The following is a 15,421-nucleotide window of genomic DNA, read 5'->3' as shown; positions in this document are numbered from 1 at the left end:
ACCCGTGCGGCGGGGCGGCCCTTGCACGGTGGCACTGGTCTGGGGCAGTGCCGATGTCGACGGCTCTCGGGACGAAACAGGAATGCTGTCCAGATACCCATGGGCACATCACGCCGCCTAAGTTTCGTCTAAGTGTCCGTGCCCACACTGCCTTCCATCGCAACCCTGATTGAAAAGGCAGACACCATGAACAACACGCTTGCATCCACTCCCCGCCGCCTGATCCTGGCCCTGGTGGCCGCGGGCGCTGTGGGCGCCACCGGCGCCGGCCTCATCAGCGGGCACCAGGCCCGCGCGGTCACACCCTCCACGCCCATCGTGGCGCAGACGGCCATGGCCCCGGGCGGTGCGCTGCCCAGCTTTGCGCAGATCACCGCGCAGAACGGCCCGGCCGTGGTCAACATCAGCGTCACGGGCAGCACCAAGACGGCGATGGCCAACGATGACGACGATGACGAGCAACCCGCTGCCCGCCAGGGCCGTGGCCCGCAGATCGACCCAAACGATCCGTTTTACGAATTCTTTCGCCAGTTCGGTTTCCCCGGCGCGGGCCCGCAAGGCCAGCCCAATGTACCCACCCATGGCCAGGGCTCGGGCTTCATCGTCAGCCCTGATGGCCTGGTGCTGACCAATGCCCACGTGGTCAAAGGCGCGAGCGAAGTGGTCGTCAAGCTCACTGACCGGCGCGAGTTCCGCGCCAAGGTGCTGGGCGCCGACCCCAAGACCGACGTGGCCGTGCTCAAGATCGACGCCAAGGATCTGCCCACCGTGCGCCTGGGCAGCACGCGCGACCTGCAGGTGGGCGAATGGGTGCTGGCCATCGGCTCGCCCTTTGGCTTTGAAAACAGCGTGACGGCGGGCGTGGTCAGCGCCAAGGGCCGCTCGCTGCCCGACGACAGCCTGGTGCCTTTCATCCAGACCGACGTAGCGGTGAACCCCGGCAACTCGGGCGGGCCGCTGTTCAACGCGCGCGGCGAGGTGGTGGGCATCAACTCGCAGATCTACAGCCGCTCGGGCGGCTACCAGGGCGTGTCGTTCTCCATCCCCATCGAGCTGGCCGCCAAGATCAAGGACCAGATTGTGGCCACCGGCAAGGTGCGCCACGCCCAGCTGGGCGTGGCCGTGCAGGAGGTGAACCAGGCGTTTGCTGAATCCTTCCAGCTGGACAAGCCCGAGGGCGCTTTGGTCGCCAGCGTCAGCAAGGGCAGCCCGGCCGAGAAAGCAGGCCTGCAGGCGGGCGACGTGATTCGCCAGGTGAACGGCCAGCCCATCGTGGCCTCGGGCGACCTGCCCGCCTGGGTGGGCCAGGCGCAGCCGGGGCAGCAGGCCAAGCTGTCGGTGTGGCGCCAGGGCAAGCCCCTGGAGCTGACCGCCACGCTGGGCGACGCCAGCGATAAGGCGACCAAGCAGGCGCGCAACGACGATGCCGTGGGCAAGGGCCAGCTGGGCCTGTCGCTGCGCCCGCTGGACCCCGAGGAGCGCCGCGAGGTAGGCGTGAGCGAGGGCCTGGTGATCGAACAGGCGCGCGGCCCCGCTGCGGCGGCCGGTGTGCAGCCGGGGGATGTGCTGCTGGCCATCAACGGCGCGCCCGCCAAGAACATCGAGCAGGTGCGCGCGGCAATGGCCAAGGCCACCGCAGGCAAGTCGGTGGCGTTGCTGATCGAGCGCGATGGCAACAAGATCTTTGTGCCAGTGCGTTTGGGCTAAGCGGCCCCAAAAGCTCTCCTGGCGTCGTTGTTCCGTCTTGCCGTACTTTCGGTACTGTCTGCGACGAAACGCGTAGGAGGCTGTCGGACTTGGAAATCGTCGGCTGCAAATCCGGCAAAAACTGTCCTCGCTGGGGCCAATTTTCGCTTCGACGCTCCAAGTCCGACAGCCTCCTAGCCAGAACCGCTGCGCTGAGCTTTGTGGTCCGCTGTGATGCGATGCCTGCACGGGCCACTTCGGTGGCCCGATTGATTTCATTGGCTATGCTTGCCCACCATGCGCCTCTTGCTAGTTGAAGACGACCCCATGATCGGCGAAGCCGTGGCGGACCTGCTGCGTGCCGAGCACTACGCCGTGGACTGGGCGCGCGATGGCGACGCGGCCGACACCGCCTTGCGCACCCAACCCTACGACCTAGTGCTGCTGGACCTGGGCCTGCCACGGCGCGACGGAATCACCGTGCTGCGCGACATGCGCGCTCGCAAGAACCGCACCCCGGTGCTGGTGGCCACCGCACGTGATGCCGTGGCCCAGCGCATCGAGGGGCTCGACGCGGGGGCGGACGACTACGTGCTCAAGCCTTACGACCTTGATGAATTGCTCGCCCGCATCCGCGCCCTGTTGCGCCGCGCTGCAGGGCGGGCCGAGCCGGTGTATGAGCACAAGGGCGTGTGCATCAACCCCGCCACGCGCGAGGCCACGGTGAATGGAGTTCCTGTCGTGCTGTCGGCGCGCGAATGGGCGGTGCTGGAGCCGCTGATCGCACGGCCCGGCATGGTGCTGTCGCGCCAGCAGCTGGAAGACAAACTCTACGGCTGGGGCGACGAGGTGAGCAGCAACGCGGTGGAGGTCTATATCCACGGCCTGCGCAAGAAGCTGGGGCCTGAGCTGGTGCTGAACGTGCGCGGGGTGGGCTACCTCGTGCCGAAGGCATGACCCCCCTGAGCGGCTTCGCCGCTTCCCCCCAAGGGGACGACAGCCTTTGCTGCGGGGCGGCCCTTGCTGGCTGCCCCCGCGCAATCTCCCGCCCTGGGCATGCGGCGGGGATGGATGGATAGAGATGAAGAACGTGCCAACCACCTCCTGGCGCAGCGCGCTGCAGTCCATGCTCCCGCGCTCGCTGCGCATGCGTCTGCTGGTGTTCCTGCTGGCCGCCATCGTGCTGGCCGGCGCAGTGCAGGGCGCACTGGCCTACCGGGGTGCGCTGGACGAGGCCGATGCGCTGTTCGACTACCACATGCAGCAAACCGCACTGGCCTTGCGCTCGGGCCTGCCGGTGGATGCGCAAGGGCTGGGCCCGGGCCTGGATCCCGAGGACGAAAACCACGAATTCATCGTGCAGGTGTGGACCAACGAAGGCCTGCGCATTTTTGAATCCGCCGTGGGCGCGGCCCTGCCGCAGATCGCCGTGCTGGGCTTTGCCAACGTGCAGGCGCGCGGCGGTACCTACCGGGTGTTCTCGATGCAAACGCGTTCGCAGGTGATCCAGGTGGCGCAGAACATGGCCGCGCGGCGCGACATGGCCCGCAGTCTGGCGTTGCGAACGCTGGCGCCGCTGGCCATCATGGCTCCGCTGCTGGTGCTGGCCGTGTGGTGGGGTGTGAGCCGGTCGCTGGCCCCGGTGGAGCGCGTGCGCCGCCAGTTGGCGCAGCGCCAGGCGGATGACCTCTCGCCCGTGAGCGATGCGCAACTGCCCGACGAAGTGCAGCCGCTGGTCAGTGAACTCAACCTGCTGTTCGAGCGCGTGCAGCGCGCCTTTGACGCGCAGGAGCATTTTGTGGCCGATGCCGCGCACGAACTGCGCTCGCCCCTGGCCGCGCTGCGCCTGCAGCTGCAGGGCCTGCAGCGCGCGGGCGATGATGCCGCGCGTGCCGTCGCCATCGAACGCCTGTCGGCCGGCATCGACCGCGCCACGCGCCTGGTGGAGCAATTGCTCACCCTGGCCCGGCAAGAGGCCAGCACCGCCACCACCGAACCCGTGGACCTGCACGCCGTGGCGCAGCTGGCCCTGGCCGACGTGGCCCCCGCCGCGCAGGCGCGCAGCATGGATGTAGGCCTGCTTCACTCCGACGCCGCCAACGTGCCCGTGACCGTGCGTGGTGATGCGGAAGCCCTGCGCATGCTGGCGCGCAATCTGCTGGACAACGCCATCAAGTACACCCCGCCCGGCGGCCGGGTGGACCTGCAGGTGCGCCGCGAGGGTGATGCTGCCGTGCTCACGGTGGAAGACAGCGGCCCCGGCATCGCCCCCGAGCACCGCGAGCGCGTGATGCAGCGTTTTGTGCGCGAAACCTCGGAAGGCGCCCCGGGCAGCGGCCTGGGCCTGGCCATCGTGCAGGCCATTGCGCAAGGCCATGGCGCCACGGCGCAACTCAGCGCTTCGCCGCGTCTGGGGGGGCTGCTGGTGACGGTGCGGTTTGGCTGAGGGCTGCTGCTGGAAGTCCCGTTGGGTGCAGGTGGTGTTTGTTGATGGTGCTTCTATTTTGATAGCTATCGGCGCTTGATGAATAGGCGCCAGGGGCCAAAAAAGCTCAAAATATGCAGGCTGCAGGTGTCTGCAGATACCGTCGCCTCTGCGCCAGGCCCTGTGGGCGTGTCGCCGCACAATGCGCAGGCGCCGCATCCATCGCGGGGCACTGTCTTCCGTTGATCCAGAAAGCATCCGCATGCACTTCATCGTTCTCGGCGCAGGTGCCATTGGTTGTTATGTGGGTGGGCGCCTGGCCGCGCACGGCCAGCCGGTCTGCCTGGTGGGCCGTCCGCATGCGCTGGAGCCCATCGCGTTGCACGGCCTCAAAGTCACGGACCTGGATGGCTTTGAACGCACCGTGCCCGTGTCTGCGCTGCAACTGGCACACACACTGGCCGACGCGGTGCCGGGCCCGGACAGCGTCATCCTGCTGTGCGTCAAAAGCGGCGCCACCGAATCCGCTGCGCGTGAACTGGCCGACGCCTGTGCGCCGGGAACGCCCGTCATCTCGCTGCAAAACGGCGTTGACAACGTGGCCCGCGTCACAGCCCGGGCGCCAGGCCTGAGTGTTCTGGCGGGCATGGTGCCTTACAACGTGGTGCTGCGCGGCGCCCAGGTGCATCGTGCCACCGCGGGCCATTTGCAACTGCAGCGTGATGCCGTCACCGAACGCATCGCGCCGGTCTTCAACGCTGCAGGCCTGGCCACCGTGTTGCCCGCCGACATCCGTGCGGTGCAGTGGGGCAAGCTGCTGCTCAACCTCAACAACCCGGTCAATGCGCTGTCCGACCTGCCTCTGCGGCAAGAGCTGCTCGACCGCGACTGCCGCCGCGTCTTTGCTGCCCTGCAAACCGAGGCGCTGCGTGTGATGGCGCGTGCAGGCATCAAACCCGCCCAGGTCACCGCCGTGTCGCCCACGCTGCTGCCCCATGTGCTGCGCCTGCCCAACTGGCTCTTCACCCGGCTGGCAAAACGCATGCTGCAGATCGACGCCAAGGCGCGCTCGTCGATGTGGGACGACCTGGAAGCCGGGCGTGTGACCGAGATTGATGCACTCAGCGGGGCTGTGGTGAGGCTGGCGGCTCAGCAGGGCATGGAGGCGCCGCTGAATGCGCGCATGTGCGAGCTGCTGGGCGGCCCGCGCCAGCGCCTCACGGGCGCGCAGATGCGCAGGGCGTTGGGGCTGTAGTCAGGCAACTGGAAGCGCGTGGTCCAGCGGCACACGCAGCCCGGTCTTCAGGCTGGCCAGTGCGACCGACGTTCTGAACCGCTTGATGTTGTCATCCCCCTCAAACAGCCGCTGCGTCAGCGCCTCGTAGTCGGCCATCGACGCCACGTTCACCACCAGCAGATAGTCCGCCTCGCCCGTCACGCTGTAGCACTGCTGCACCGCGTCTTCGGCGGCAATGCGCGCGCGCAGCGGGGCGGTGCGGTCGGGGCGCTCGTTTTCGAGGTGCACCTCCAGCACGATGGTCAGCGGTTTGCCCACTTTCACAGGGTCCAGCACGGCCACGTTGGCGCGGATCACGCCGCTGTCTTTCAGCCGCTGGATGCGTCGCTGCACAGCGGGTGCCGACAGGTTGACCGCCTGCGCAATCACGCGCTGGGGTGTGGTGTTGTCGGTCTGCAGGATGTCCAGGATGGCGATATCAAAGCGGTCGAGTGCTGGGGTGGCGGGCATGGGGCGCCTCGTGGTGGTGAGCGAAAGTTGCACACGGGCCCTGAAAATCGAGCAAAAAGCACGCAGGGGTCACACTATATTTTCAACCCATGAGCGCTTCCCTTCTGCACCGTTTTTTCCCATTTCTCGCCGTCCTGGGCTCCGTCACCGCGTTGGGCATTGGTACCTCCTGGGCGAAGCACTGGCTGTTTCCGGTGGTGGGGGCGCAGGGCACCACTGCCGTGCGCGTGGGCTTTTCGGCGTTGCTGGTGCTGTTGCTGTGGCGGCCGTGGCGCTGGCATCTGTCGCGGGCTGATGCGCGTGCCGTCATGTTGTACGGCGCGGCGCTGGGGGGCATGAACCTTATGTTCTACATGTCGCTGCGCACCCTGCCGTTTGGGCTGGCGGTGGCCATCGAGTTCTCAGGGCCGCTGGCGGTGGCGATCTGGTCTTCGCGGCGCGCCGTGGATTTTGTGTGGGTGGCGCTGGCCATGGCCGGGTTGGGCATGCTGCTGCCGCTGGGTTTGAACGGCAGCACGCTGGACCCCGTGGGAGTTTTGTATGCCCTGGGCGCGGCGGTGTTCTGGGCGCTGTACATCGTGTTCGGCAAGCGCGCCGGGCACCTGCACGCCGGGCACACGGTGTCGCTGGGCCTCCTGGTGGCGGCGCTGGTGGTGGTGCCGGTGGGCGTGGTGCATGCGGGCGCTGCGCTGCTGTCGCCCACCGTGCTGCTCATCGGGCTGGCGGTGGCGGCAGTGTCCAGCGCCATTCCGATCTCGCTGGAGATGATGGCCTTGAAGCGCCTGCCCAAGGAGGCCTTCGGCATCATGATCAGCATGGAGCCTGCGGTGGCTGCTGTGCTCGCCTTGCTGCTGCTGGGCGAGCACCTCAGCGCCATCCAGTGGCTGGCCATTGGCTGCATCGTGGCGGCGTCCATGGGCAGTGCGATGACTGCTGGTCGGCCCTCTGGCGCCGACCGCGCAGCGCCTCAGGCGGCCTGAAATCGCGCACCGCCTGGGCATGTCCAGACCTCCGGGATGGCCGTCACGCTGACACCCGGCCGTCGGCAAAGGATGACACGCACAGAGCGTGCTCCGTGGCCAGAATGGGTCTATCTCACAGGAGCCGCCCATGATGCGCACTTCGCCGTTGCCACAATCCAAGGTCGCTGAGGCTGAACGCAAGGTCAGCGCCATCCTGGCCGACCTGGAAGAAACGACCCATTCAGAGGTCAAGGACATCGCTTTGGAAGACGTGGTGGAAACCGACGCCGCTAGCGGCCAGCCAGCCGTGCACCAGAGCGTCGACATCACCGTACAGCCGCGCGCGCAGCGCAAGTGGCTCACCAAATAACGCAAAAGCCCGAGGCCCTTGGCTGGGCTGCCAGCCGGTCAACCGGCGGTAGGTCGGCCGCCTTGGCGCAGCTGCAACACCCGCGCAATGAGGTTGGCATACCCTTCGTCTGCCTGCGCCAGCAGCGGCAAACCTGTCTCGCGCACGGCATGGTCCACCGCGTCGGTCCATGCGGTCGTACCAGGCGCCGCCTGTGCGCTGGCCATGGCACCCAGCACCAGTTCTTGCCCCCAGAAGTACACCTGGTCAGCGTGCACGTTGGCCTGCATGCGCTGCACCTCCGCCAGGGTTTGTGGCTCCGCCAGGTACAGCCAGATGTCTGCATACAGGAAGTCAACGGGCGTGCCCTGGGGGTGCCACTGCAGCGCGTCGGCCTGCACCAGCTCTACCTTGCGCGCTGCGGACTCCGGCAGCCCCTCCAGCACGCGGCAACGGCCAAACAGCTCCAGCACATCCCCATCCCGCTCCACCACGGTCACGCGCTCCACCGTGGGCTGCAGCGCGATGTTGGCCGCCACCCAGCCCATGCCCAGGCCCATCACCACCGTGTGGCCCCGCGCATGGCGGCAGGCCAGTTCCTGGCTTTCCACTTCCATCGGCGACAGTGACATCCAGGTTTCCCACCCGCCCGCAGCGCTCTGGCGCATCAGTACCGTCGATCCCGAGGTGACACACGGGCCGCTGTGGTAACCACGGTCCAGCCCCACCCCAGTGCGCTTCATCTGCCACGGCCCCACGGCCCCGTCGGGGTACTGCGGCATGTGCCAGTGCGGGGAAAAAACGGGAATCCCCAGCGCCTGCGCCAGTGCGCTGGCGGAGGGCTGTGGGGCAAAGGGAAGGATGGAGGGGGAAGGGGATGCCGACATGGTTTGATCTTAGATGGGCAAGTGGCGTATTGACTTGAGAAGCTGTGCGTCTGCGTCTGCGTGGGCACCGGGCATTGTCCGACAGCCTCACGGTCTGCAGGATGGCGCACACGGCGCTGAGTGGACCCTAAAAGAGAGGGAGATGAAACCGTTTTGTTTTGTCACCCACTTCCCAGGAGACGCACATGCATCCATCCACACTCCCTCATCCGGCCACCCCACCGGTGGATGAAGACCTGGCCGACCAAGCCCGCCCCGGCTACGGGATCCCATCGCAAGATCCGCGACCTGGCGCCCAGACCGCCCTGGAGCCGGAAGACGCAGAGCGCGAGGCCCATTCCGTGCTGGTGGGCGGCGGCATGATGGCGGGCGCGGCTGCCGGTGCGGCCGTGGGCGTTGCAGTCGCTGGTCCGGTCGGCGTGGTCGTCGGAGGCACCTTGGGCGGCATTGCGGGCGCGCTGGGCGGCGCGGCAGCGGGTACGGCGGTCAATGCCGAAGAAGCTGGTGAGGCAACCAAGGCTACTTCCGACAGCGGCGTGCGCGGAGACGGTTCAAGAAGCTGAGGGCGGCGGGCCTTCGTGTGGCTAAAGACTCCACCGCACACACTGCGAGGAGCCTGTCGCGGAAATGCTTCTATTTTGATAGCTTGCAGCGCTTATCTATCAAGCGATAGATTCCATTTCACCATGAATTTGGTCCCCTCGACAGGAATCGAACCTGTATCTAGCGCTTAGGAGGCACTCGTTCTATCCATTGAACTACGAGGAGGCAAGACAGCCGCGCATTGTAGTGGTCACGCGCACGCTTTCTGGCGTGCGCAGCCTCAGTCGTACTTCACCGTGTAGATGATGTCCACTGCGCTTTTCTCGCCCGTCTGCCCGCGCAGCGTGAGGCTGCGGGTAAGGTCGTAAAAGATGTACAGCGTGCCCAGCGTGCCCGACAAGCTGCGTTCGTAGGTCACATACAAATCCTTGGACAGGCGTTTGCCGAAGGTGAGGGCGGCGGCGCTGGCGTCTTCGCCTGTGGTGGCGCTGCGAAAGCCGATTTCGTCCAGGCCGATGCGGCTGGCGATGTTGGCGGTGGTGTTACCGCCGCCCTTGCGGCCCAGGAGGGCCAGGGCGGCCTGCTGCATCACGGCGGCTTCGGCGCCGCCTGCGGAGGCGTTGCGGCCCAGGACCACCCACGAGAGTTTTTCGGCATCGGGCAGCTCAGGGTCGGAATACAGCTTGACGCGCGGCGCCTGGGCGCTGCCGGTGACCTGCACCCCAGCGCGCACGCTGATGTTGGGCCGCAGTGCCAGGATATCGAGCGAGGGGTTGTTGTACGGGCCGTTGAAACGGATGAGCCCCGTCTCCACGTCCAGCATCTGGCCCCAGGCGCGGTAGCGGCCTTCGTCGGTGCGCACTTCGCCGGTCACGCGCGGTGGGGCGCCGGGCACGGCGCTGCTGCGGATGTCCACCTCGCCCGTCAGCCGCGTGGTGATGCCCTGACCGCTCAGGGCAAAGTCGCGCCCCAGGTTCAGGGTGATCGCGATGTCGGGGGGCTTGGCGGTTTCGGCCTGGGCCGCTACCTGGTTGGCCTTGGCGGCGGCCTGGGCCTTGGCCTGGTCTTCGCGGTCCTTGGCAGCAGAGCGCACCACCACGTCGGAGCCCAGCGTGGGCGCGGTTTCGTCGGGCAGGATGATGGTGGCGCGGTCGGTGGTGAGCTTGCCGCGCAGGCTGATCTGGCCTTGCTGAAGCTGTGCTTGCAGCTGGCCCGACACGCTGATCTGCCGGTCGGCCCGCACCAGCACCTGTAGCGCCTTGGCCTCAGCCTGCAGTGACATGGTGATGCCTGACAGGCCCGTGGCTGCGGTGGCGCTGTCGCCCCAGCTCACGCGGCCAGTAGCGGTGAGCATGCCGCCGCTTTGCGGTGCGGAAGTGCGGTTGCCGCTGAAGCCCGCAATGCGCGCACCGCTGCCGCGCCCGCCTTGCAGGCGGAACTCGGTGATATTGAGCTGGTTGCCTTGCAGCGTGGCGCGCAGGCGGCCGCCCTGCAGGTCTACGCCATCGACCACCGAGCGCACGGCCATGTCGTCGGCGCCCAGCGTGCCGGCCCAGCGCGGCGCATTGCGGGTGCCTGACAAGGTGGCGCTGGCGTCCAGCGTGCCGCGCACGCGCCAGCCGGGCGGGGCCAGGGCCGACCACACGCCCACGTCGGGCAGGCGCGCGCGCAGGGTGCCGGCCAGGGGTGCATCGGGCGCCCAGGTGAAGGGCGAAGAGGTGGCTGGCGAAGAGTTGGCGGGCGAGGAGGGGCTGGCGCCCGCAGCGGCGGAGGCGCCGGGCGCTCCGGGTGTGAGACGGGTGCTGACGTTGGCCTGCACCTCGCCCGCCCGGTCGCTCACCCAGGCGAGTTGGGCCCGCAGGGCTTCCCCTTCGATCTCGACGGTAACTTCGGCCTGGCGCACACCGGCGGCGGTGCCTGCCCCTGCACGGGATGCAGCAGCTGATGCCGAGGGGCTTGCCGAGGCCTCGGTGGCGATCACCGCCGTGGCGCCTGCGCCCGTGCCCTGGCCGCTGCTTTGCACGGCGGTGATGGCGGTGGCGTCGCCCGCCAGGATGCGCAGGTCGCCACTGGCGCGGCGCAGGCTGGCGCTGGCACGCAGGGGGCCTTGGGTGTTGTCCACGTTCCATTGCCCGTCCAGCACGATGCTGGTGGCCAGCCCCATGCGGGCCAGCAGCGGCTGGGCAGGGCGGCCTGCGGCGGCCGGGGTGTTGCCCAGGCCCAGCGCGTCGACCCAGGCCATGGGCAGGCCCTGCACGGTGCCCTGGGTTTGCAATTGCACAGGGTTCGCGCCGGTGGCCACGCGCAGGGGCTGCCACCGCAGCACGGCGGTGCCGGGCAGGGGGCCGGTCAGGCGGGCCTGGCCTGCAGTGGCCAACACGGTGTAGCCCGCTGTTGGCGAGCGTGTACCGGTGGTGGCGCGTGCGGTGATAGATACGGGCTCGGCCAGTTGCAGCGTCCAGGGGCCGGGGCGTGCGGTGTCTTGTGCCACCAGCCGCAGTTCGCTGATCTGCACCTGCGCCCCTTGCGTGGGTGTGGTCAGCCCGCCCGTGGCGCGGGTTTGCAGGGCCAGCCGCTGCATCTGCTGGGGCTGGGATGCATTCAGCCGGGCTTCGCCATCCAGCGTCAGCGTGGCCTGCGCCAGGGTGCCCGAGAGGCCGGCCTGCACAGCGCGCAGTTGCACGGCTGTGGAACCGCCGCCCTCGTCTTTACCGGGAGGCAGTGACAGGTCCAGCAGCGGGGTGGAGAGCTTGGCTTGCAGCTCGAAGGTGGCTTTGTCCGATGGCGGCGTGTTGCCCGCACGGCTGGCGTTGGGGGATGTGCTGTCGCTGGTGGTTGCGGTGGCGGCTTGCAGTTGCCGGGCCGCTGTCTGCCAGCCACCTTTCCATCGCGCGTTCAGCTGCGCGGCGCCTTTGGCGGTGGCGCCCTGCAAGGCTTCTTGCAAACGGGTGCCCACCAGCGGCAGGCTGGCCAGCCAGCGTTGGGTTTGGTCCACGTCGGTCCATTGGACCTGCAGGTCGCCCGTACCCGCCTGGGGCGCCAGGCTGCCTTGGGCGCGCGCTGTGGCGCCGGGCACGGTCAGCGCAATCTGGCCCTGGCCCGACAGATCGCTGGGGGCCACACGCAGGTTGGTGGCTTCAATGCGGGCCTGCAGGGCGTCCAGCAGCAGGCGATCCAGCTGCAAGGTGCCGCCGGGCTGGGTGGGTGACGGGGGTTGCCAGCTACCTTGGGTGGTCAGCGTGTTGATGCGCAGCAAGGCGGGGCGGTTGGTGGGGGTTTTGCCGGAGGCGGCGGTGCCGGTGGCGCGGATATCTGCCGTAAAGCGCACCACGTCGCCCTGCATCTGCGCGCCCACGCGGCCCGCCAGCGGGGCGGCTGCCCAGGCGGTGTGCAGGGCGTCTGGGCGCAGGTTGCGCAGTTCAGCCTGGCCCTCCAGCGCGCCGGTGGCGGGGGTGTAGTTGCCCTGCAGGGTGACTGCGCCGGTGCCTGTATTCACAGTGGCGCCGGGTACCGTCCAGCGGGTGCCGTCGTAGCTGGCATCGGCCTGCAGGGCGGTGATGGGCAGACGGGCCTGGTCCCACGGGCCTGCTAGTTCGTTGCGCAGCTGTGCCTGCAGGGACCAACCAGTGCCGGCCGTTGCTCCGCTCCCGGTGGGCCCGGCCTGCACGGTGCCATGCAGCCGGGTGGTCGGGGCCTGGGGCCACAGAGCTGCAAGGTTGACGGCACGCAGCGTGGCCTGGGCCAATTGCAAGGGCTGTGGGGACCAGGGTGCCAGCGTGGCCTGCAGGTCGGCCTGCATGGGTTCTGCGGCGGGTGGTGGCGGTGCTGCTGGCTTGGCGGTGGGTGGTTTGGTGGTGGGTGGTTTGGCAGGGGCCGGGGGCGGCTGCGTGGGCTCAGCCTGGGCGGCGGTGGGGCTGATGCGCGCCTGCAGTTGCAGTTGCGCCGCCGCCGTGGCCAGCGTGCCTTGCAGCGTGGCGTGTGCGCCCACCTGCAGGGCGGTGGTGCCGCCGGGCACGGCGGTGCGCACCGTGCCGTCCACAGTGGCGTTCAGCGCCATGGGGGCCTGGGCCTGCAGCGTCAGCCGCGCGGTGTATTGACCCTGGGCCAGCGCCACGCTGGCGATGTTCAGGCGGTGCTCGCTCCCGTCAAAGCGGTAGTCGCCGGCCAGGCCCTGGGCTTCTACGGCCGGGGCGCCCGCCCATTGCAGCTGGTCTACGCGGAACGGCACGCCGATCTGCAAGGGCAGCACCAGTTCGGTCAGGGGTGTGGGTGGCTCCGCATTGGGCTGGCTGCCCAGCGGCGTGATCTGCACGCGCGCGGCATGCACTTCGCCCAGCTCCAGGCGGCGCTGCAGCAGGGGGGCCAGCTGCCAGCCCAGGCGGATGTCGGTCACCTCCACCGACAGGCTGGGGCTGCGCCAGCGCAGCCAGCCAATACGCCCCCCGCTGCGCAGTGATCCGGTGACCTCGCGGCTCTCCAGTTGCTGGTTGGCGGGCAGGTACTGCGCCGCGCGCGCCAGCGCCAGGGCCAGCGACGTGCTGCTGCCTGCCCACCACCACACGGCGGCTGCGGCGGCGATCAGCAGCGCAATCATTGCGACCAACAGCCAGCCCAGTGCACGCAGCGCACGGCGGCCACGGCGTGGCGAAGGGTGCTGGCCACCCTGGTGGTGCGATGCCCCTGCGCTGAAATCGGAGGAGCGTGCGCGGGGTGTCGGGGAGTGGGGGGGCATGGGCGCAGCGCTCATCAGAAGCTGAACCCCAGCCGCAGGTGCAGTCGCACCTCCTTGGTTTTTACGCCATAGGCCAGGTCGGCCTGCAGCGGCCCCACAGGGCTGCGCCAGCGCACGCCAGCGCCAATGCCCACGCGCGGGTCCAGGTCGCCCAGGCGGTCGGCCACGGCGCCAGCATCCACGAACAGCGTGCTCTCCCAGTCGGTCATGGCGCCCTGGTAGACGATGGGGCGCTGCCATTCGACGCTGCCCACGGCCAGGTAGCGGCCGCCGTAGAGCTGGCCGTTGTCGGTGCGGGCGCCGATGCTGCGGTAGCCGTAGCCACGCACGGTGGTGTCGCCCCCGGTCAGGAAGAGTTGGGTGACAGGGATCTGCGCGCCATAGCGCGCCAGCACGGCCCCGCCCTCTGCGCGCAAGGCCACGCGGGCGCTGCGGCCCACACCAGCGGCGTCCTGCACGCGGCCTGCGGGGATGAACGACTGCCAGCGCACCAGGGTGCGCACAAACGGGTCGCGCTCAGGCCGCAGCGTGGTGCCCAGCCCCAGCTCCACTGCGATGCCATGGCCGCGCGTGGGGGCGGTGGCGCTGTTGAAGTAGCGGCCCGTCCAGCCGTAGTTCACGCTCAGGGCCGTGCTGGTGTCGGAGGGCGACTGCACGTTGGCGGCAAGCCCCTGGCTGTTGGCGTAGTCGTACTGCAGGAAGTAGTTGCGGTCGATGTTCTTGGTACTTTTGCTGCGGCCGTAGCGCACGCGCCCGCTGTTGACGTCGTAGTCGCCCGTCGCCTCGCGCTGCAGCTGGGCGCCTGCAAACCAGCGCCAGCCGTTGTTGTTGGGCAGGTCGGTCCATTCGCTGCTGGCGTGTTTGGTCTCGCGGTCCAGCGAGAGCTTGCTCACCGCGCGCCAACCGATGACGGGCAACTGGTTGTGGATGTGCTCCAGCGACAGGCGCGCGCCGCTGTCCGTCGAGAAGCCGGGGCCGAACACCAGCTTTTGCATCGGTGCCTCACGCACCTGGGCCACCACGGGCGCGGCCTGCGGGTCAGTGCCCTCGGTGTCGAGCGTGAGGAACACCGAATCGTAGTAACCGCTGCTGGCCAGCCGCAGCTGGGCGTCGAGCAGTTCGGCCTCGTCATACACCGCGCCTGTGGGCAGGCGCGCCAGGCGCCGGGCGCCGTCGGGGTCGTAGCGCTGGCTGCCCTCTACCCGCAGCGGACCAAAGCGGTAGTGCGGGCCGGGCTCGTAGGTCACGCTGAGCTTTGCCGCGTGTTGGTCGGCATCGATCTCGGCCCGGCTGCTGGCGATGCGGGCGGTGGGGTGGCGGCGCGCCTGCAGCTGGCGCAGGCCGTCGTTCTTGGCCGAGTCCCAGGCAGACTGGGTGAACGGTTGGCCCGGCTGCAGGGACCAGTTGCGCTGCACGCGCTGCTGCTGGCGGATGCTGGCGCTGGTACCGGCTTCTTCTGTGGGTCGCTCCGAGCTGGAGCTGTCCGTACCGCCCGTGCCGTCCGTGTTGCCAGTGAAGTCGATGTCCGCGCTGGCAATGCGGGTCTGCGGGCCGGGCTGCACCGTGACCACCACCGTGCGCGGGGCAGCCTTGCTGTCGGGCGTTTCGGTCAGCTCCACCGTGATGGTGGGTGCAAAGTAGCCCATCGTGCCCAACAGTTCGCGGGCGTTGGCATCGGCTGCGCCCAGCAGGCGCTGCAGCTCGTTGGCGTGGAGATCGGGCAGGTGGCGAAAGCGCTGCAGCTCCAGGTGGCGCTCCAGCGTCTCGCGCACGTTGGCGGGGGCGTTGACCTGAACGGCGAAAGAGGGCGTGCCCGATTCGGCAATGGCCGGGGTGGGCGCCGAGCCTGTGCTCTCGCTATCCTCACCGCGCGGCAGCAGGCTGCAGCCCTGCAGGCACAGCGCGCTGAAAAGCAGCAACGCCGACCATGGGGCCGGCGTTGAGAAAAGGGCAGTGGGGCGCAGGACGCGAAAAGGCACGGCAGGAGAAGGTGGTTTGGGTGGTTGGGGCTGGCTGCAAAACCGGCCCACCGCCACTATGCACCGAAAATCAGCCCCGCCGTGTCAGACAGTTCCGCGCGATGGGCTCCA

At 68.7% G+C, this 15,421-nt stretch carries 11 protein-coding genes and 1 tRNA gene; 7 read left to right on the top strand and 5 right to left on the bottom strand.

Annotation, left to right across the window (positions count from 1 at the left end):
- Nucleotides 1-186 precede the first annotated feature (186 nt).
- From ACT89O_RS19670 to ACT89O_RS19655, 4 genes are all read left to right on the top strand, one after another.
- Nucleotides 187-1,707, top strand: a complete 1,521-nt coding sequence (locus ACT89O_RS19670; RefSeq protein WP_487260931.1) for a DegQ family serine endoprotease — start codon at nucleotides 187-189, stop codon at nucleotides 1,705-1,707.
- A gap of 276 nt (nucleotides 1,708-1,983) precedes the next feature.
- Nucleotides 1,984-2,643 (top strand): response regulator transcription factor, encoded by a 660-nt coding sequence (locus ACT89O_RS19665; protein WP_487260930.1) that lies wholly within the window; start codon nucleotides 1,984-1,986, stop codon nucleotides 2,641-2,643.
- 124 nt (nucleotides 2,644-2,767) lie between these two features.
- Nucleotides 2,768-4,132 carry an ATP-binding protein gene (locus ACT89O_RS19660; protein WP_487260929.1) on the top strand — a complete coding sequence of 455 codons (1,365 nt, stop codon included), beginning with the start codon at nucleotides 2,768-2,770 and terminating at the stop codon, nucleotides 4,130-4,132.
- A 241-nt stretch (nucleotides 4,133-4,373) separates the two neighbouring features.
- Nucleotides 4,374-5,366, top strand: coding sequence for a 2-dehydropantoate 2-reductase (locus ACT89O_RS19655; RefSeq protein ID WP_487260928.1), 993 nt, complete (start codon nucleotides 4,374-4,376; stop codon nucleotides 5,364-5,366).
- On the opposite strand, the gene ACT89O_RS19650 is transcribed toward ACT89O_RS19655, so the two are convergent.
- Nucleotides 5,367-5,858 (bottom strand): Lrp/AsnC family transcriptional regulator, encoded by a 492-nt coding sequence (locus tag ACT89O_RS19650; RefSeq protein ID WP_487260927.1) that lies wholly within the window; start codon nucleotides 5,856-5,858, stop codon nucleotides 5,367-5,369.
- Between the two features lie 89 nt (nucleotides 5,859-5,947).
- Here ACT89O_RS19650 and ACT89O_RS19645 point away from each other — a divergent pair, with 89 nt between their 5' ends.
- Nucleotides 5,948-6,838 (top strand): EamA family transporter, encoded by an 891-nt coding sequence (locus ACT89O_RS19645; protein ID WP_121420984.1) that lies wholly within the window; start codon nucleotides 5,948-5,950, stop codon nucleotides 6,836-6,838.
- Between the two features lie 130 nt (nucleotides 6,839-6,968).
- Complete coding sequence (locus tag ACT89O_RS19640; protein ID WP_121420983.1) at nucleotides 6,969-7,190, top strand: hypothetical protein; 222 nt, start codon at nucleotides 6,969-6,971, stop codon at nucleotides 7,188-7,190.
- Nucleotides 7,191-7,228: 38 nt separating this feature from the next.
- Here the strand turns inward: ACT89O_RS19640 and ACT89O_RS19635 are convergent, their stop codons facing one another.
- Nucleotides 7,229-8,056, bottom strand: coding sequence for a hypothetical protein (locus ACT89O_RS19635; RefSeq protein WP_218301871.1), 828 nt, complete (start codon nucleotides 8,054-8,056; stop codon nucleotides 7,229-7,231).
- Between the two features lie 185 nt (nucleotides 8,057-8,241).
- Here ACT89O_RS19635 and ACT89O_RS19630 point away from each other — a divergent pair, with 185 nt between their 5' ends.
- Entirely contained in the window at nucleotides 8,242-8,619 is a 378-nt protein-coding gene (locus ACT89O_RS19630; RefSeq protein ID WP_218301870.1) for a hypothetical protein, read from the top strand.
- A 130-nt stretch (nucleotides 8,620-8,749) separates the two neighbouring features.
- Here ACT89O_RS19630 and ACT89O_RS19625 read toward each other — a convergent pair.
- The 3 genes from ACT89O_RS19625 to ACT89O_RS19615 form a co-directional block, all read right to left on the bottom strand.
- A tRNA-Arg gene (locus tag ACT89O_RS19625) sits at nucleotides 8,750-8,824 on the bottom strand.
- 55 nt (nucleotides 8,825-8,879) lie between these two features.
- On the bottom strand, nucleotides 8,880-13,331 hold the full coding sequence (locus ACT89O_RS19620; RefSeq protein WP_487260926.1) for a translocation/assembly module TamB domain-containing protein: 4,452 nt from the start codon (nucleotides 13,329-13,331) through the stop codon (nucleotides 8,880-8,882).
- A gap of 14 nt (nucleotides 13,332-13,345) precedes the next feature.
- Nucleotides 13,346-15,310, bottom strand: coding sequence for an autotransporter assembly complex protein TamA (locus ACT89O_RS19615; protein ID WP_487260925.1), 1,965 nt, complete (start codon nucleotides 15,308-15,310; stop codon nucleotides 13,346-13,348).
- Between the last annotated feature and the right edge of the window lie 111 nt (nucleotides 15,311-15,421).

The organism is Acidovorax sp. NN32, from assembly GCF_057597245.1.
This window is presented reverse-complemented; position numbering and strand designations above follow the sequence as displayed.

Bases quoted from the DNA above. Each gene is read 5' to 3' on its own strand.
- ACT89O_RS19660 (WP_487260929.1), top strand. From the start codon at position 2,768: ATGAAGAACGTGCCAACCACCTCCTGGCGCAGCGCGCTGCAGTCCATG.
- ACT89O_RS19620 (WP_487260926.1), bottom strand. From the start codon at position 13,331: ATGCCCCCCCACTCCCCGACACCCCGCGCACGCTCCTCCGATTTCAGC.
- ACT89O_RS19645 (WP_121420984.1), top strand. From the start codon at position 5,948: ATGAGCGCTTCCCTTCTGCACCGTTTTTTCCCATTTCTCGCCGTCCTG.
- ACT89O_RS19665 (WP_487260930.1), top strand. From the start codon at position 1,984: ATGCGCCTCTTGCTAGTTGAAGACGACCCCATGATCGGCGAAGCCGTG.
- ACT89O_RS19670 (WP_487260931.1), top strand. From the start codon at position 187: ATGAACAACACGCTTGCATCCACTCCCCGCCGCCTGATCCTGGCCCTG.
- ACT89O_RS19655 (WP_487260928.1), top strand. From the start codon at position 4,374: ATGCACTTCATCGTTCTCGGCGCAGGTGCCATTGGTTGTTATGTGGGT.
- ACT89O_RS19640 (WP_121420983.1), top strand. From the start codon at position 6,969: ATGATGCGCACTTCGCCGTTGCCACAATCCAAGGTCGCTGAGGCTGAA.
- ACT89O_RS19635 (WP_218301871.1), bottom strand. From the start codon at position 8,056: ATGTCGGCATCCCCTTCCCCCTCCATCCTTCCCTTTGCCCCACAGCCC.
- ACT89O_RS19650 (WP_487260927.1), bottom strand. From the start codon at position 5,858: ATGCCCGCCACCCCAGCACTCGACCGCTTTGATATCGCCATCCTGGAC.
- ACT89O_RS19630 (WP_218301870.1), top strand. From the start codon at position 8,242: ATGCATCCATCCACACTCCCTCATCCGGCCACCCCACCGGTGGATGAA.